General features: G+C 43.6%; 14 protein-coding genes. 10 read left to right on the top strand and 4 right to left on the bottom strand.

The features are described from left to right. Positions 1 to 432: 432 nt before the first annotated feature. The 8 genes from MJ612_RS14435 (at position 433) to MJ612_RS14400 (ending at position 10,425) form a co-directional block, all read left to right on the top strand. The gene (locus tag MJ612_RS14435) at positions 433 to 2,223 is read left to right on the top strand and encodes a M61 family metallopeptidase (RefSeq protein WP_187031001.1); all 1,791 of its coding nucleotides are present in this window, start codon (positions 433 to 435) and stop codon (positions 2,221 to 2,223) included. A 109-nt stretch (positions 2,224 to 2,332) separates the two neighbouring features. After that, entirely contained in the window at positions 2,333 to 2,917 is a 585-nt protein-coding gene (locus MJ612_RS14430; protein ID WP_187031003.1) for a hypothetical protein, read from the top strand. A 119-nt stretch (positions 2,918 to 3,036) separates the two neighbouring features. Continuing rightward, entirely contained in the window at positions 3,037 to 4,053 is a 1,017-nt protein-coding gene (locus tag MJ612_RS14425) for an MBL fold metallo-hydrolase (RefSeq protein WP_187031005.1), read from the top strand. 65 nt (positions 4,054 to 4,118) lie between these two features. Beyond that, entirely contained in the window at positions 4,119 to 5,591 is a 1,473-nt protein-coding gene (locus tag MJ612_RS14420; RefSeq protein WP_187031007.1) for a sodium:solute symporter, read from the top strand. A gap of 379 nt (positions 5,592 to 5,970) precedes the next feature. After that, positions 5,971 to 7,788: an ABC transporter ATP-binding protein gene (locus tag MJ612_RS14415; RefSeq protein ID WP_187031009.1), complete on the top strand. Its 1,818-nt coding sequence runs from the start codon at positions 5,971 to 5,973 to the stop codon at positions 7,786 to 7,788. Positions 7,789 to 7,934: 146 nt separating this feature from the next. After that, complete coding sequence (locus MJ612_RS14410; RefSeq protein ID WP_187031011.1) at positions 7,935 to 8,456, top strand: hypothetical protein; 522 nt, start codon at positions 7,935 to 7,937, stop codon at positions 8,454 to 8,456. A 102-nt stretch (positions 8,457 to 8,558) separates the two neighbouring features. Continuing rightward, positions 8,559 to 9,425, top strand: coding sequence for a DUF2911 domain-containing protein (locus tag MJ612_RS14405; protein ID WP_187031013.1), 867 nt, complete (start codon positions 8,559 to 8,561; stop codon positions 9,423 to 9,425). Positions 9,426 to 9,501: 76 nt separating this feature from the next. After that, positions 9,502 to 10,425 carry a class I SAM-dependent methyltransferase gene (locus MJ612_RS14400; protein WP_187031015.1) on the top strand — a complete coding sequence of 308 codons (924 nt, stop codon included), beginning with the start codon at positions 9,502 to 9,504 and terminating at the stop codon, positions 10,423 to 10,425. 231 nt (positions 10,426 to 10,656) lie between these two features. Here MJ612_RS14400 and MJ612_RS18360 read toward each other — a convergent pair whose 3' ends face one another. Beyond that, positions 10,657 to 10,785, bottom strand: coding sequence for a hypothetical protein (locus MJ612_RS18360; RefSeq protein WP_255487978.1), 129 nt, complete (start codon positions 10,783 to 10,785; stop codon positions 10,657 to 10,659). An 18-nt stretch (positions 10,786 to 10,803) separates the two neighbouring features. Between MJ612_RS18360 and MJ612_RS14395 the strand changes: the two genes are divergently transcribed. Both MJ612_RS14395 and MJ612_RS14390 read left to right on the top strand, forming a co-directional pair. Then, positions 10,804 to 12,267, top strand: a complete 1,464-nt coding sequence (locus tag MJ612_RS14395; RefSeq protein WP_187031017.1) for a sensor histidine kinase — start codon at positions 10,804 to 10,806, stop codon at positions 12,265 to 12,267. 56 nt (positions 12,268 to 12,323) lie between these two features. Further along, positions 12,324 to 12,758 (top strand): response regulator, encoded by a 435-nt coding sequence (locus tag MJ612_RS14390; protein ID WP_187031018.1) that lies wholly within the window; start codon positions 12,324 to 12,326, stop codon positions 12,756 to 12,758. Positions 12,759 to 12,780: 22 nt separating this feature from the next. Here MJ612_RS14390 and MJ612_RS14385 read toward each other — a convergent pair whose 3' ends face one another. The 3 genes from MJ612_RS14385 to MJ612_RS14375 form a co-directional block, all read right to left on the bottom strand. Next, positions 12,781 to 13,398, bottom strand: a complete 618-nt coding sequence (locus MJ612_RS14385; protein ID WP_187031020.1) for a ribonuclease HII — start codon at positions 13,396 to 13,398, stop codon at positions 12,781 to 12,783. A 149-nt stretch (positions 13,399 to 13,547) separates the two neighbouring features. After that, positions 13,548 to 15,017, bottom strand: coding sequence for a RagB/SusD family nutrient uptake outer membrane protein (locus MJ612_RS14380; RefSeq protein ID WP_187031022.1), 1,470 nt, complete (start codon positions 15,015 to 15,017; stop codon positions 13,548 to 13,550). A gap of 18 nt (positions 15,018 to 15,035) precedes the next feature. Next, positions 15,036 to 18,200 (bottom strand): SusC/RagA family TonB-linked outer membrane protein, encoded by a 3,165-nt coding sequence (locus MJ612_RS14375; protein ID WP_187031024.1) that lies wholly within the window; start codon positions 18,198 to 18,200, stop codon positions 15,036 to 15,038. Positions 18,201 to 18,599: the final 399 nt, after the last annotated feature.

The raw sequence follows: 18,599 nt of genomic DNA, 5'->3' as shown, positions 1-18,599 counted from the left end.
CACGAAAAAGCTATTCAACAATAGTTTCTCAATCAAACTATAGATTAACTATCTAACTGATCACAGTCTTTGGGTGGAGCGCCTTTGATTTGTTGCGGTGCCGCAAGGCAGCCGGAGCAGAGCGGAGGCAGCTTCAAATCAGCAGCGCGATACCCGAAGACGAGGCCCCGCGACCGTGAGCGCACCAAAGCTGCATATGAAACAGTAGGCAAGTAAAGCTCCCAGGAAAACAAGTACTTTGGAAGTATAGCTTGGCTCAAGTTAGTATAAGCTTTCACTATAGGACAAATAAGATCCCTCACCTAACGCTCGGATGACATTACAAAGCACCCTTGATTTGTGTTGAAACATCCTTGTGCTTATATTTCAAAAACCAAATAACCTCACCTCCACATGCTTTCAAAAATCTATACTTTACTGTTAGTCTTATGCATGGCATCCCCTTTAGTGGCACAGCAGAAAGTTGCCTATACTTTGTCGTTCCCGAATGCAGTGCACCACGAAGCGCAGGTTAGTGTTACTTTTTCGGGTATCGCTACTGATACCCTGAAAGTACAGATGAGCCGAAGCTCGCCGGGGCGCTATGCATTGCACGAGTTTGCCAAGAACGTGTATAATGTAAAGGCTGCCAACAGCCAGGGCAAAGCGCTTAAAGTATGGAAAGCCACACCGCACCAGTGGAACATTGTAGGTCATCAGGGTACAGCAACTATAACCTATATTTTGTTCGGAGATCATGCTGACGGCACTTATGCAGGAATAGACGAAACCCACGCCCACCTGAACATGCCAGCTACTCTAATGCATGCCATAGGATTTGAGAAAGCCCCGGCCCAGGTAACGTTTAATACCCCTCAGGGCAGCAACTGGAAAGTAGCCACACAATTAAAGCACGAGCAAGGCAATACCTATTCGGCACCACATTTCCAGTACCTAATGGATAGCCCGACCGAGCTAAGCAACTTTGATCTGGCCGAATGGGCCATCCGTGATAAAGGAAAAGACAAGACCATACAAGTAACCCTGCACCATACCGGCACTAAAGAGCAATTTAACGAGTATGTGCAGAAGACAAAACAGATAGTAGCGGAGCAGCGTGCCGTTTTTGGTGAACTACCGGACTTTGATTTTGGGCGTTATACCTTTATAGGCTGCTACATGCCACACGCTATCGGTGATGGCATGGAACACCGGAATTCAACTATAGTTACCAGTTCGCAGCCGCTTGCCAAAGCCATGAACGGCCTGCTGAACACGGTTTCGCATGAGTTTTTCCATGCCTGGAACGTGGAGCGCATCCGACCGAAAAGCCTGGAACCGTTTAACTTTCAGGAAGCAAATATGAGCGAAGCACTTTGGCTGGCCGAAGGTTTTACCAGCTACTACGGCGACCTAATTATGCCCCGAAGCGGAGCTTTCAATACCAAAGCGTACCTCGATAACCTGGCTGCCGACCTGAATTATGTATTGCTCTCGCCGGGCCGCCAGTACCATAGTTTGGTAGAGATGAGCCAGCAGGCACCGTTTGTTGATGCCGCCCGCTCCGTTGATCCTGTGAACCGCCACAACACCTTTATCTCCTACTATACTTACGGCAGCATGCTGGGCTTGGCGTTAGACCTTACCCTACGCCGGGACTATAACAAAACGCTGGATGATTATATGAAGGCACTCTGGCGCAAGTATGGACAGCCAGAAAAACCCTATACTTTAAAAGATCTCCAGGAAACCTTAGCAGAAGTGAGCGGCGACAAAGCCTGGGCAGAAAAGGTATTCAGAGATTATGTAAATGGTACCGAATTACCGGATTACGAACCATTGCTGGCACAGGCTGGCCTAGCACTTCGCAAAGCACAACCGGGGGTGGCTTTACTGGGTCTGGGCGGACTAGAATACACCAAAAATGGCGTTATGCTTACCTCCGGCACCACCGTTACATCTCCGGCTTACAAAGCTGGCCTGAACCGTACCGATATCATCCAGACACTAGACGGAAAAAAGATCAGAAGCGAAAAAGACTTGGATAAAGTTCTGGCGAACCATAAATCCGGCGACACCATACCTGTAACCTACATCAGCCGCGGCACTACCCATAATGCAACTATAACTATGGCTGAAGTACCTACGCTTGAAATTGCTTTGTATGAGAACATTGGTAAAGCGCTGACACCGGCCATGCAGCAGTTCAGAAACAGCTGGATTGGCCCTAAAGCCAAAGAGTAACAATTACAACATCTGCCTGTAGTTACCGTTATTTACAATAGGGGCAAGTACTTGTTTTTAAAAGGTATAACATCTAATTTAGTAGGTATAATCTGAAGATCGATTTCACGTGAAAATAGCAGTAAAAATAATGTTGGTCTGCCTGATGTGCTTTGCCGGCAAAGCGATGGCTCAGGCTCCGGTAAAACCTACTGTAGCTACATTACCTACTGGCCCAAGACTAAGCTATAACCTTAACATGGGTGCCAGTTACAATAGTTACTTTGGTACCAGCACCTACATCCAGCCTACGGCCCGCTACCAGGTTACTGATCGTTTCCGTGGTTATGCCAGCTTTACGTTTGTAAATACCATGCCTCAGAATTATGTGCTACCAACAACCGAAGGTGGCAGCATGATGCGTAGAACAAACGGTTACCAGCAATACATTGTAAATGTGGGTGGCGATTACTTGGTAAACGAAAAACTTATACTTAGCGGAAACGTGTGGAAAGACCTTTCAGCGATGCCAAAAGAGTTGGGAGCTTATAACAACTATAATTCCATGGGTCGCCAGGGTGCAGATTTTAGTGCCACTTACAAGTTTAGCAATAAGTTTTCGGTAACAGGTGCGGTACGTTATACAGATGGTGCCTCACCATATTATAGTCCATACTATAATTCAGGTTTTAGCAACGGACCGTTCGGTTATTAACAGAAGATTTTATACTTAAAAACGCTTTCCCGGTAACAGGAAAGCGTTTTTTATTTGTACAACTCAACCCAAACAGTGCAATTTTAGTTATATTATACCATCACCAAGCGTTTTATACTTTGCAGAATAAGGACCCGAAGGTAAGGCACATCAATAACCCGAAGCTGGAAACGGTAAAACCCGGCTACAAAGGCAATAAGATCATCAACAACCAGTTTGCCAATGGCGACGAACTATACATCCCTGACTTCAGCAATGTGCTCCGCTGGAAGCTCTCGGCAAACCCTCAGAAAGCAGAGAAGAAAGCCGATACATTTACGCCACCTTTAATCCAGAACAACAATTTTTTACATACTTCAGAGGATATGATCGTGTGGCTGGGGCATGCTACATTTTTTATCAGGCTACAAGGTAAAACTCTGCTTACCGACCCTGTATTTTACGACCTGCCAATGCTAAAACGCCGCGTAGGACTGCCCTGCGCCCCGGAGGAGTTTAAAAATATTGATTACCTGCTCCTCTCCCATGCCCACCGCGACCACCTGGACACAGACTCCATCCTGACGATTTGCCGCAATAACCCGGAAGTAAAAGCCTTAACCCCGCTAAATGCCGGAAGCCTGATCCGGAGCGCCAGCAGGCGTTTGCCTTACCAGGAGGCCGGTTGGTACCAGCGCTACGACATTACACCCGACCACCTGGAAATCTTCTTTGTTCCGGCTTCGCACTGGCACCGCCGCGGCCTTTTTGATATGAACAAAGTGCTCTGGGGCGGTTTCGTGATCAGAACCAAAGAACAGACTTTATACTTTGCCGGCGACACCGGTTTTAACGGCCACTTCGAGGAGATTGCGGAAGTGTTTGGCCCGATGGATATTTGCATTATGCCTGTTGGGGCTTATAAACCATCATTCCTGATGCAGAAAAGCCATCTGAACCCACATGAAGCCGTGCGCGCTTACAACCTGTTGCGCGGCGGCACTTTTATACCTATGCATTATGGCACCTTCGATCTGTCGGATGAGCCAGCAAGCGAGCCGGTTCGGTTACTGGAACAAATTGCTTCAGCAGGTTTGGTAAGCGGGCTGAAAATACCAGCCATCGGTGAACCTGTGCTGCTCCGCGACCTGAGTTAGCGAACTATAACATAGCGCCATACTTTTACTATATTTGCGGTAACACCTAACCAACAGGCAGTACTATGTCTTCTACCCTTATTATCAGCTTAATCATAGGCTACTTCCTTATCCTGATTACTATTTCCTGGTTCACCAGCAAAAACACTGATTCCGAAACCTTCTTCCTGGCTAACAGACAGTCGCCGTGGTATGTGGTGGCGTTTGGTATGATAGGCACCTCACTTTCCGGGGTAACGTTTGTTTCTATACCTGGCATGGTGGAGAAAGCACAATTCTCTTACCTCCAACTTGTGCTGGGCTATTTGCTGGGTTATTTCGTGATAGCTACTGTGCTGATGCCACTCTACTACAGGCTGAATCTAGTATCGATTTATACATACCTGGAGCAACGCTTTGGCTACTGGTCTTATAAAACCGGGGCGGCTTTTTTCCTGCTCTCGCGTACGTTGGGTGCATCTATCCGCTTGTTTTTGGTGGCCGGCGTGTTGCAGTTAGCTGTGTTCGATGATCTGGGCATTCCGTTTGCGGTTTCTGTAATCATAACTATACTTCTGATCTGGGTTTATACTTTCCGTGGTGGTATGAAAACCATTATCTGGACCGATACTTTCCAGACCACGGCCATGCTGGTAGCGGTTGTTACGACCATCTGGTTGATATCCGATGAACTGAATATGAGCTTCCAGGGACTGATAGACCGGGTACAGGCCAGCGAATACTCGCAGGTGTTTTTCTGGGATGTGACAGATAGCAAATACTTCCTGAAACAGTTCTTTTCCGGTGCTTTTATTGCCATTGTAATGACCGGCCTTGACCAGGATATGATGCAGAAGAACCTGAGCTGCAAAAACATTGGCGAAGCCCAGAAGAACATGTTTTGGTTCAGTATTATACTGGTGTTCGTAAACATCCTGTTCCTGACGCTGGGGGCATTGCTTTACATTTATGCCAACTCAAAAGGTATAGCCCTGCCTGCTAAAGGCGACGATGTGTTCCCGTTCCTGGCACTTAACCACTTCACCCCGTTCCTGGGCATCGTGTTTATACTTGGTATCATTGCCATCACCTACGCCTCCGCCGACTCAGCGCTAACTGCATTAACAACATCTTTCTGTGTCGATTTCCTGAATTTCAGTGAGCGTAGCGAGCATGAGCGTGTACGTTTGCGTTATATTGCGCACTTCGGCGTTTCTGTGGTAATGGTGTTGGTAATTATCGCTTTCGAAATACTGAACTCTGAAAGTGTGATAACAGCTGTATTTAAAGTAGCCGGCTATACTTACGGCCCATTATTAGGGCTTTATACGTTTGGCCTATACACCAAACGCGCTGTCCGCGACAAATTTGTGCCAGCCATCTGTATCATCGCTCCAATCCTGACCTACATCATCAGTGCTAATTCTGTAGAGTGGCTGTATGGTTACGAGTTCGGCTTTGAAGTACTAATCCTGAACGGCTTCCTGACATTTGTTGGCCTTTACGCCATCTCTTCGGGTAAAATCGACGAACTGGAACTGGCACAGGAAGAAGTATAAAGTAAGAGGTAAGAGTTTGGGAAGTATGAAATGAAAGTAAAAACTTATCTCTATGGCTCGAGTATCCTCACTTATATTTTGCTGGCGCGAGTTTGCAACCCGTGCCTTGATATGATGTCGGATTTGTAATCTCACTGGGCCAGAGGCCCAACTATATTTCGTCACGAGCGAAGACGCTCGCGCCATGCTGATAAACTCTTACATCCCAAACTCTTTAATTCTTACTTCTTAAACTCCTAATCTCGTAACTCTTTATTGCTTACCTTTGCAGGATTGTAAAAGGGCAACTTTATACCTGGTCAGCAGGTATCATGTTAACACCCTTTCCGGCTACCTTATATAAGGGGCTGTTCTAAAATAAGTAACGTACAGTACATTAATGGCAAAACGCGGATTCGGGCAAACAGGAGCGCAGGACGGCGAAGAACGAAAGAAGATAACGAAGGAAAGCTTTCGACGCGGGCTCCGCATTTTCAGCTACGTATTACCTTATAAAATCAAATTTATAGTTGGGCTTATCTTCCTGGTATTCTCCAGCCTTACTTTTATGGGCTTTCCTTACCTGGTAGGCAAGCTTTTCGATTCAGCATCCGGCAACTCAACAGGCATCCTTTCCAACATCAACGTTATCGCGATGGGGCTGTTCGCGGTGATTCTGCTGCAGGGTATCTTCTCATTTTTCAGGGTATACTTTTTTGCACAGGTAAGTGAGAACGCTGTAGCTGATATCCGCAAAGACCTCTATAGTAAATTCATGCAGCTGCCGATCTCATTTTTCGAGAAACGCCGTGTAGGTGAGATTACCAGCCGCATTACTACAGATGTTGCCCAGGTACAGGATGCTATGTCTATTACTTTGGCAGAGCTTTTCAGGCAGTCTACCACGCTTATAGTTGGTGTCATCATCATCATGTGGACGTCTATAAAGCTGTCGTTGTTCATGCTGGCTACTTTCCCGGTGCTTATAGTTCTGGCGCTGGTTTTTGGTCGCAGAATTAAAACACTATCCAAGAAAACACAGGACGAACTGGCAAACACCAACGTTATAGTTGAAGAAACGCTGCAGGCTATAAATACGGTTAAGGCATTTACCAACGAGATGTTTGAAGTAGCCCGTTACCGCACCACGCTAAACAAGGCAGTAAGAACAGCCATTACCACAGCCAATTACCGAGGTGCTTTTATATCCTTTATCATCGTGGGCCTTTTCGGGGGAATTATATTGGTGATCTGGTATGGTGCCACGCTGGTAGCTAACGGCGACATTAAACAAGGCGATCTGGTTTCGTTTGTATTATATACTGCCTTTATCGGGGCATCGGTAGGTGGCTTGGGTGAATTGTATGGTAAAGTACAGTCTGCACTGGGTGCCACAGAGCGTATTTTAGAAATACTGCAGGAGCAGGAAGAACCAACCGACAAGAGCTTGCGCGCCCTTAGCCAGGTACCACGTGTGCAGGGTAACATTACCTACAGCAACGTAGCTTTCTCCTACCCTACCCGCCCGGATATACAGGTTTTAAAAAGTATAAATTTCGAAGCACTCGCTGGCGAGAAAGTGGCTGTAGTTGGCCCTAGTGGTGCAGGTAAATCTACTATTATACAACTACTGATGCGCTTTTATGATGTGCAGGCTGGAAGTATAACCGTGGATGGCAAAGACCTTCGCGAGATGGACCTGACTACGCTGCGTGGCAATATTGGTATTGTGCCGCAGGAAGTGCTGCTGTTTGGCGGTACTATCAGAGAGAACATCGCTTACGGCCGCCCTGAAGCTACCGAAGCCGAGATCATTGAAGCAGCTAAAAAAGCCAACGCCTTTAATTTTATTGAGTCTTTCCCGGAGGGGTTGGATACATTGGTTGGCGAACGCGGCATAAAACTATCCGGTGGACAGCGCCAGCGTGTAGCCATTGCAAGAGCTATACTTAAAAACCCGGCCATACTAATACTTGACGAAGCCACAAGCTCACTCGACTCAGAATCGGAGCAACTGGTACAGCAGGCCATGGATGTATTGATGAAAGGCCGAACAACCATCATTATTGCGCACCGCCTGGCAACCATCCGTAAAGCAGACAAGATATTGGTGATAGATGGCGGTGAAATTGTGGAAGAAGGCTCACACGAAGAACTATCCGCTAACGAAGACGGCATTTACGCCAACCTGCTCAGGCTACAGTTTGAGCTCAGTTAAAAGTATACTTATTAAATGAGTAAAACCTGTCGGGCTATCACGGCAGGTTTTTTTATTATACTTTATACTTAATATTATATTTTTCGTAAGTTCGATGCAAAACTACATTTAAATCCATACCTATAGCCAACGCATACTGCAGCCATATGCTCCTTAGAATCACCCGCATTTTTGTTTTTTTCCTGTTACTGCAACTTCCGTTAGCAGGCCATGCACAGGAGTTTACTCAAAATATAAAAGCGTTGCTTTCGCTTTATGTAGAGGTAGGAGGCAATTCAGACAGCTATGCTATTAACTTCGACCACATCCTGTACCAACAGGAGCAATGGAAAGGTGGCTTAAGGGCAGGCTTGGGTACGAATATGTTTTTTATGGAGGAGGAACCAGGCGTATATCCTGTTGTACCCATAGAAGCATATGCATTGTTAGGCAAGTCCAGAAATAACATGGAATTTGGCGTAGGCTATACCCGCCGGTTTACCGATGCTCCTGAACTGTTGCAGAACATGTATTTCGGCAGAATAGGCTTCCGTTACCAGGTTCCAGCAGGTGGTTTGCTTGTACGGTTTGGGTTAACCCCATTTATCTCCCCGGAAAACAAAGATGATAAAACAGGCCATTTAGCAGTGGTGCCCCGTTTTGGGTTGAGTATAGGCCGGAGCTGGTAATTTGTCTGATATAAGACTACTGGAGTTGCTTATACTTTACATCCGCTTAAAAATTGAGTAATATTACATAACCAAGTATAAATCCATCTAAAAAATAAACTCATGAAAAAGAAACTGGTCGGCTTAGCCCTTTCTACTGCTTTATTGTTCGGCGCAGGTGCTGCGCATGCTCAGATTGCCATTCCGGCTGCCAGCCCTGCAGCTTCGATTACTCAAAAAGTTGGCCTTACAGATGTAAGCATCTCGTATTCCCGCCCATCGCTTAGGGGCCGCACTTTTGGTAAGGATGTTGTGCCGTATGGCGAAATGTGGCGCACCGGGGCCAACAGCCCGACGCTTATCAAGTTTAATGATGAAGTAACGATACAGGGTAATAAAGTACCTGCCGGCGAGTATGTGCTTATTACCATTCCAACTCAAACAGAATGGACCGTTATCCTGCACAAAAACAAGGAGCTTTGGGGTAACACTGATGCGCGTTACAATCAGGCCAACGACCAGCTTCGCTTTAAAGTAAAGCCACAGACCAACCCAAGAACAATAGAAAGCTTCACGATCAACTTTGCCAACCTGAAAAGCAACAGTGCTGATGTAGAGTTGCTGTGGGGCAAAGAGATTGCCAGCTTCACCGTTACAACCGACGTAGACTCCAAAGTAATGGCCCAGATACAGGAAAAAGTAGTGAACGGCACTAACGTAGCGCCGGGCATGTATGCAGCAGCAGCTTCGTATTACCTGAGCGCCAACAAAGACATGAAACAGGCACTGGAGTGGATAAAGAAAGCCAATACCAACGACCCTAAATTCTGGAACCTCCATGCACAGGCTAAAATTCAGGCTAACTTAAAAGACTATAAAGGTGCCATAAAAACCGCAGAGCAGTCTATAGAACTAGCCAAGAAGGAAAACAACCCGGAATATGTACGTATGAATGAACAGGCCATTGCAGAGTGGAAAAAAATGAAGTAATACCTGTTTAACAGCACTATAAGTTAAGCCTCTGCCCTGGCAGAGGCTTATTTTTTATACTTAACCAAAACTATAGTTGAGAGATATCGAAGAAAAACAACACTCAGAAGAACACCTTGGCCCGGCGCGGGAATATTGGTGGAACGAAGATTACTTGGAATTACTGGCCCATCGCCTGCACATTCAATACTGCCAGACACTGGTAGACATTGGCTGTGGCAAAGGCATGATGGGTTTTAAGTTCTCAAAATATATGCCCGACGGTAGCTCAGTGTATGGTGTAGACTATGAACCTGGTTATATTGCCGAGGCACAGCAGCGGGCACACAGCCAATACGGGCACAACAAAATCAACTATAACTTTAGTGTAGGCAACGCTACAGATATACCTCTCCCCGATAACATTGCCGATATTACCCTTTGCCAGACATTGCTCATCCATGTAAAAAATCCGCAGCGCGTTATCCAGGAAATGATCCGGGTTACTAAACCGGGTGCGTGGGTAGTAGCCTTAGAGCCTAATAACCTGGTCCCGAACCTGATGTTCGACCGGTATGGCGAAACAGACTTTAATGTAGAAAGCATGCTGGATGTGCTGGAAATAAAGCTACGGATAGAGAAAGGAAAAAAGAACCTGGGCGAAGGCTTTAATTCTTTGGGGGATGTTGTTCCTGATCTTTTTCTGAAAGCAGGTTTGCGTGATGTTAAAGTATGGATATCAGATAAAGCGCTTGCTATTATCCCGCCTTATGATACCCAGGAAAAGATACTGCGCGTAGAGCAGATGCTGCAATGGATAGAAACCGAAGCCATGGGTTACGATTACCAGGACAACCTGAACTATTACATGGCCGGCGGCGGCGAAAAAGAAAAATTTGATGCTTACTGGGAGAAACTGCTTTACAATAAAATCATGATGAAGCAGAAGCTGCTGAACGAAGAATATGTATCGGCAGGCGGAAGTCTGGTTTATATTGTAGCAGCCCAAAAACCTAGGTAAGTAACAACTCAGGCAGCTAGTTTTAGTAATTGTAACTGAAACTACTACACAAAAAATAGAAGTATAAATCCGCAGCCAGGCACAAATCTGTAAAGTATCTCTGCTCAGGCGGTACTATTTTTATTTGCACTTAATTATAACCCTACACCCGTGGTTTCGTAAGGGAATAAAACACTTTTTAGCCAAAATCAATAACACGCATGCATTTTCAACCTTTTTTATACCTCAAGATTATACTTTCTCACCATCAAGGCCTTCATAAGGCTTCCGGCAATCTTTGATTTTTAATCTTATATTTGTTTTAGTGGTAATGTCTCTGGCTATCATAATAATAGCATAATTACCACTCTGATGTTCCATAGAAAGTAAACTCTTTACATGAAATTATCGGTTAAGCTGTTTGTCGGGTTCCTCCTGATCTCGGCTCTCTTTACGGCTGTAGCTATAGTTAACTTCCGGCTATCAGAAGAAGTAATTAAAAATACACAATGGGTTTCACGTTCTCAGATCGTGGTTCGAAACTCAGCTGCTCTTCAGCGTAACATCATCGACCTTGAAACCGGTATCCGCGGTTACCTGCTTAATGGTAACGAAACCTTCCTGATTCCTTACTCACAGGCAAAGGCGCAGCTCCCAAGTCTATTTGAGGAGATCTCTACTTTTACAGAATACTCTCCCCAGCAAACTGAAAAGATAGAAGAGATTAAGAAGATGCAGCAAAACTGGCAGGCTAAGTATGCCGAGCCACTTATCGAAATGACCCGTGCTGACATGGCGGATAACTCCAGTGATCTGAGTTTAAGTATAGATAGCCTGGTGTTAGGGGAAAAGGTATTAATGGATTCTATCAGAACAGCTTTCAGGGACTTTAACACTTACGAATACGAGGTGCGCGAGGAACGCAGGAATCGCCTTAGCGAAAGTATAGAAAATACACGCCAGGTATCGTCTATACTTACTATAGTTTCGGTTATACTTGGTTTAGGGTGGGCTTATTACATTACCCGTCTTATTACAGGCCGTATCATGAAAATGGTGAACCTGGCCGATAAGATATCGAAAGGTAACTATAAAACCCAGATAAAGGATGATGCAAATGATGAGTTAAGTATGCTGTCGCATTCCCTGAACGTGATGGCCCATACGATTGATGAGTCTTTTAGCGAACTGGACAGGAAAAACAAAGAGCTGGATCAGTTTGCTTACGTTGTATCACATGACCTTAAAGCCCCCTTACGTGGCATAGAGGTGGCCTCGCGCTGGGTTGAGGAGGACATGGGCAAAGAACTGCCCGAAAACATAAAAGAATACCTGACCATGATGCGGGCTCGCGTGCACCGTATGGAGAACCTTATAAATGGTATCCTGGCCCTGGCACGTATAGGCCGTACTTCACCTGTAGAAGAAGTAGTAGATGTAAAAGAACTGTTGACAGAAACAGTAGATATGCTTACACTGCCCGAAAATTTTACAGTTACCATACCTGATCGCTTACCTGTTTTATATACTGCCCGGGTACAGTTGCAGCAGGTATTTTCTAACCTGATCAGTAATGCAATAAAGTACCATGATAAACCAACAGGCCAAGTAACTATAGGCTTTGGAGAGAATGAACATTTTTATACTTTCTCAGTTTCTGATACAGGCCCAGGCATAGATAAAGAGTACCACGAGCGTATTTTTGTTATTTTTCAAACTTTACAGGAACGAGATGCTTTTGAAAGTACTGGAGTGGGCTTAGCAATCGTTAAGAAAATTGTAGAGTGGCAGGGCGGTACAATTTGGGTAGATTCCGTGCCTGGTCAGGGGTCTACTTTTACGTTTACCTGGCCTAAAAACTAGAAATTCCGGATTAGATTAACTATTTTTGTTTCAGAGCACCTTATTACATTTAAATAATGAGTGAAAAAATCACAAATATCCTTTTAGTGGAAGATGACTATCTGGATATTATGAATGTAGAGCGAGAGCTTAAAAAAATTGGATTAACACAGCCTCTGCATGTAGCACGCAACGGTCGTGAGGGCCTTAAAATGCTACGTGGTGATGGTGTGCCAAGAATTACACCTGCCCCTAAAGTTATACTTCTTGATATAAATATGCCGAAGATGAACGGCATCGAGTTTTTAACTGAATTACGCCACGACCCTGAGTTCAGCCACATTCCGGTTTTTATAATGACCACCTCTAACGAGGAAACAGATCGTATGGCAGCTCAGAAATTACAGGTATCAGGTTATATTTTAAAGCCACTAAGCTTCGACAACTTTAATACTAACCAGTCTTCGTTAGATAGTTTCAGTTTGTTCCTGGACCTCATAAAGCTGAAGTAACCGCACGTTAAAGTATCAGTTGCTACACCACCTGGTCGGCATCCTCAAATACGAGTAGCTGCTTAGGTAATAATGTAAAGGAGTGCCTGTGGTAATGTGTAGCACCATGCAGTGCCAGCGCATCGCGGTGCTCTACGGTAGGGTATCCTGCGTTTCGTTCCCAGCCATACATTGTAAATTCTGCTGCCAGTTTCTGCATTACATCGTCCCGGTGTGTTTTAGCAAGCACCGATGCCGCCGCAATAGAAAGATATTTACCATCTCCTTTCACAATGCAGCTATGTGGTACTGTGCTATAAGGTTTAAAGCGGTTACCATCTACAATCAGGTATTCTGCCTGGTGCGCCAGCGCCCCAACAGCACGGTGCATCGCCAGGAAAGTAGCCTGTAAAATATTGATCTTGTCTATTTCTGCAGGGGTTGCCTCTCCTATCGCCCAGGCAATAGCATCCTTCAATACGTCTTCTCTTATTTGCTCGCGCTGCTTCTTATTCAGCTGTTTGGAGTCATTCAGTAAAGAATGCTTATAATCCGGGGGAAGTATAACTGCAGCTGCCACAACAGGCCCAGCCAAGCAACCGCGCCCAGCTTCATCTACACCTGCTTCCAGAACATTTCCGCTAAAACTCGAAAGTAACATCGCTATAAATGATGATTTATGCTATACTAGTGTCAAACACAAAACTACACAAAAAAGCTCCGCACCGACAACAGCAATTCATCAGGGTATAAGCGAATAAAAAAGCCCGCTACAAGATGTAACGGGCTTATAAGACAAACAAATCTATATTACAGGTCTTTGTTGGTTGCGATCTCAGTGCTTGGCATCGGCCATACATAATCACTAGAAGATGGCGCAACAGCTGGTGCACTTAATCCACCTCCTGTTTTCTCCGGGAAAGTTTGAAGTGTTCTAGTGATATCCATTGATCTGAAGCCCTCTCCTAGAAGTTCAATACGTCTCTCTTTTAAGATAGTATTTATAAGAGCTTCCTGGGTTGCAATAGCTTCAGCCGGGAAAATATAAGAAGCATCTGATCTTTGGCGCACTGCAGATAATAAGGCGATTGCCTTCGGAAGATCATTAGTTCTTGCAGCAGCTTCAGCATAATTCAATAATACTTCTGCATATCTTATTACAGGAACATAGTCAGTATACGGAGAAGGCTTATTGAACTTTTTCAGATACATATTTCCTCCTTCAGTAACTATAAAATTAGTTTTTCTTGCATCAGTATCAGGCCACGCCGGATCATTTACTATACCTGCAGTGTTTAAGTAGTACTCACCACCTCCGGTCGGAGCTGCATTAAAGTAAAAACCTAGCTGGTTCTGAGTACCTGGCACGTCCAAATCAGACATGGGCATTGAAAAGATCGACTCTGTTGTAGTATAGTTAACAAAAGGAACTGCAACATCAGCCTGTAGGGCATGTGCAACTCCAGTTGGTGCTGTAAAAGTTGTAGTACCAGATACAATCTTCTGAGCTTCTTCAATTACTTTACCATAATTACCCATATGCAAGTATACTCTGGTCTTCAAAGCAATTGCAGTATTTCTATGAGCTCTTGTTGTGTTTAGGAGATCTGTTGCATGATTTAATGGCAAGCCAGCTTCAGCATCGTCCAAATCCTGCAAAATCTGTGCATAAACCTCAGCAACCGTACTTCTGGCTAAGTTGTTATTTGCTGTAGATGTTTCAGCTTGTAAACGCAGTGGCAACCCCGGAGAAGCACCATTATCGGCATTAAATGGCTTAGCATAAAGTGTTACAAGACTATGGTAACAAAGAGCTCTTAGAAATTTAGCCTCAGCCTGATACTGTGTATAAAGTGCAGGATCTACTTTAGCTTTATTATCTTCCAGACCCTTTAGGAACACATTTATTCTGTTTATAGATGCATAAGCAGCTCCCCATAGGTTTTGTACCTCGTTAGTTCCGGACTGCACATTTTGCTGCCAGGTCTGTAGGCCAGTAACACCATTCGTTAGTCGGTTAATGTACTCCTCTCCTCTAATCTCATTATAAATTAAGAGTCTTCCACCATAAAACTGACCACTTTTGAGTGCATCATATAATCCATTCACCTGCCCAAGAATCCTTTCCGGAGTATCAAAGGCATTCTTATCTGATATGGATGTTTCCGGAACTGGGTTTAATAGCTCGTCGGTATCGCAGGCTGCAAATGTAAATGGCAAAGCTAGAAACGCCATTTTAAGCAGGTAGTGCTTGTGTACTTTAATATTTATATTTTTCATTTTATTCCAATTAAAATGTTAGAAGCCAATGTTCAAACCAACAGTAAATGTTCTGCCTTGTGGCACAGAATTACGCTCTACACCTGGTGTAATATTAGAATTACCATTGGTTGAAATTTCAGGATCTGCACCAGTATATTTAGTTAAGACGAAGGCATTGAAAACTTGCGTGTAAACTCTGATTGAGCTAATACCTGCCTTATCTGCAAAATTTGCAGGAATTTTGTAACCTAGAGTTGCAGATTGCAGCTTTAGGAAATCAGCCTTTTCAACGTTCTCAGAAATCACCATGGCAGAACCATTTGAAACGTTATCACCAAAAACTACACGCGGGAAAGCAGTGCTTTTGTTTTCAGGTGTCCATCTTTCCAGAACATCTGTATGGTTATTCCAGAAGCGCTGATCACGTAAACCTGCTTTGGTACCGTTGTAGATATAGTTACCACCCGAATAAGTGAAGTTCATACCAAGATCAATATTTCCATACTTGAAAGTGTTCTGAAAACCGCCATACCAGGTTGGTAATGCGTTACCCAGAATCTTACCGTCTGTGGCAGCTGTAATGGCTGGTGCTGTTGATCCATCCATATATGTCCAGCGCTGTGCTGCAGGGGCAGCATGGTTATATTGCACCTGCTTTCCATCTTTATCCAGGAAAATACGCTGACCATTTTCAGGATTAACACCTGCTGTTCTAACGCCATAAATACTACCTACAGGATAACCAACACGGGTTACGTTCGTCATTTCAAGGCCACCAGTAAAACCGAAAATATCAGCGTTACCATCTGCAAGAGCCGTTACTTCGTTTTTAATCGTTGTAAAATTTAAGTTCGTACTCCATGAGAATTTGCCCTTATCAATTGCAGTTGCATTAATAGCAAATTCCAGACCTCTATTATACATTGAACCAACGTTTTTCAAAATCTGGTTATCCGGAATACCTTTTGAAGGTGATTGTGGTGCGCTTAGGATAAGTCCATTTACATCATTATTGAAGTAAGTAAATTCCAGTTGTATTCTGTCGTTAAGAAAACCTAAGTCGAAACCTAAGTTAGTTTGATCACTGGTTTCCCATCCTAGTTCAGAGTTACCGGCCTGACTAAATACTAGTGTAGGAACTTCAGCATATAAGCCTGAGCCATAAAGGAACATAGAACCATAAGCACTAGGAAGGTTACCATTACCTACTCTACCCCAGCTTGCTCTAAGTTTTACACTGTTCGCTATGTCAGATAAACCGGAGTTTTGATAGAAACCTTCTTCAGAAAGAGCCCATCCACCAGAAACACCACCAAAATTACCCCACTTATTACCTTCCGCTAGTGCTGAGTTTCCATCACGACGGAAGTTAAAAGTCATAAAATAACGCTTAGAGAAGTCATAATTAAATCGAGCAAATGCGGATACAAAAGCTCTTTCTGTAATATAAGTACCTGAAGGATTAATATTTGTAAAGTTACCCTGATATTCATTAAAGAAGTTATCAGCAACTCCAAAACGGTTCGCACCCCAACCTTTATTCTCAAAAGATTGAATATCGGAACCTACTAAGAATGTAATATTATGCTTATCAGCAAATGACTTCTGAAGGTTTAATGTATTAATCCAGTTCCAGTTGTCAAGACGCTGCATAGTGTTGGTTGCATTCCCTTTATTAGAGAAACCATCACCATGTAGCGGGTTCTGGAAAGAAATTCCTTCTACAGTGGTTCTATCAATTGAATAAGAAGTTTTAAAATCAACTCCTTTAACAACTTGCACATTACCACCAAAGGTACCAAACACGCGATCAGACTCCGAAGTAAAAGAGCTAAGGTCTAATAAAGGAAGTGGATTGGTAAAACCAGACTGCGTAAGGTTTGCTCCTCTGCCCATTGTGTTGTCAGTTGTTCTGATATTATAAGAGCCATCAGGATTTCGTGGTGCTACGTTTGGCGCAGTAACAATAGCAAGTCGGCCTAAGCCACTGGTATTGAATGAAGAACCTGGTACCGAACCTGTATTTGGTGCAGAGTTGAAGCTGTTTACATAGTTTGCAGAGCCATTAACTCTTAACCAGTTATTAACTTTATGGTCTAGGTTGAAACGAACAGCTTTTCTCTGAAAGTTATTCTTTTTGATAAAGCCATCCTGATCAGAGATGTTTGCAGAGAAGAAATAAGTAGTCACATCTGAACCACCTGAAACACTTAGGCTATGGTTCTGCTGACGAGCCTGACGATATACTTCATTATACCAGTCTGTATCTATTAATTTACCATCAGCATCATAAGATGGGAAGAAAAGTGCAGATGCCACTTTAGGGTCATCAGCTTTACCACTTAATATTTTCTGGTTAAGTACAGCCTCATTTTTAATCAGCATATACTCTTCAGCATTTAATAGGTCAGGCAGTCTGGTAGCATTTGTTACACCGGCCCAACCTTCATAATTAACTCTTGGTTTACCAGATTTACCTTTTTTAGTAGTAATCAGTAATACACCACCTGCAGCTCTTGAACCATAAATAGCTGTAGACGCAGCATCTTTAAGAATGTCTATTGATTCAATATCTGCTGGGTTAATGTCGCCAAGTGCATTGCTGGCAGCAGAAGTACTAGACACATCACCAGTATTAATTGGAATACCATCCAAAACCACTAGTGGGAATGAACTTAAGGAAATTGAGTTTGTACCACGTATCCTTATAACAGGAGGGTTATTCAGAACCCCATTCGGCTGTACAATATTTACACCTGCAGCTCTACCACCTAATGCCTGATCAAAACTTTGAACAGGCACGTCTTTTAGTTTATCTCCTGAAACAGAGGCAGCAGAACCTGTAAATTCCTCTTTGGTTTGAGTACCATAACCAACAACAATTACTTCCTGTAATTTTTTTGAATCTACAGATAATGTAACATCAATACTGGCGGCATTACCAATAGCGCGCTCTACTGTAGTATATCCTATAAAACGAAATACCAGCGTAGTGGCATTTTCAGGAACGTTGAGTGTATACTTACCATCTGCTCCTGTAGCCGTACCTACAGATGTGCCTTTAACGATAACTGCCACTCCCGGCAGTCCTTGTGATGTAGCCTGATCTATTACAGTACCAGACACGGTTTTACTTTGAGCCATTGCCTGGTTCAGCAGCGTTAGCGTCAAAATAAAACTAAGTAGTAAAAGTTTTCTCATTTAGAATACAATTAAAGTGAATAATAGATTAAGTAGTTAAGGTTTAAGAGCTTAAGTAAAGGCAATAGTTATCCGTTACACCTTTTTAGAGGCGCAAAACATTTGAAATAAAGTTGCAGAAGCATTTTATGCTTGCTGTAACTATATAAACTAAACTATTATGAAAGATTTGATGCTTGCTTTACAACAGCCAAGCCATCATGTATATAAAATGAGAATAGAAAAAGAGGAGCTTTTATAATACAACTACACGTGAATCATCTGGCGATAGAGCTCCAATTCTTTAATCAATAATATTTATGTTTATCGACAAAAACAACATTTTAGCATATTTTTTTTCGACGAACAGGCATTTTACATCGACAAACCTGCTCATTAAATCTAGAGATCAGAAAAACC

This window comes from Pontibacter deserti (assembly GCF_023630255.1).
Taxonomy (GTDB): domain Bacteria; phylum Bacteroidota; class Bacteroidia; order Cytophagales; family Hymenobacteraceae; genus Pontibacter; species Pontibacter deserti.
This window is presented reverse-complemented; position numbering and strand designations above follow the sequence as displayed.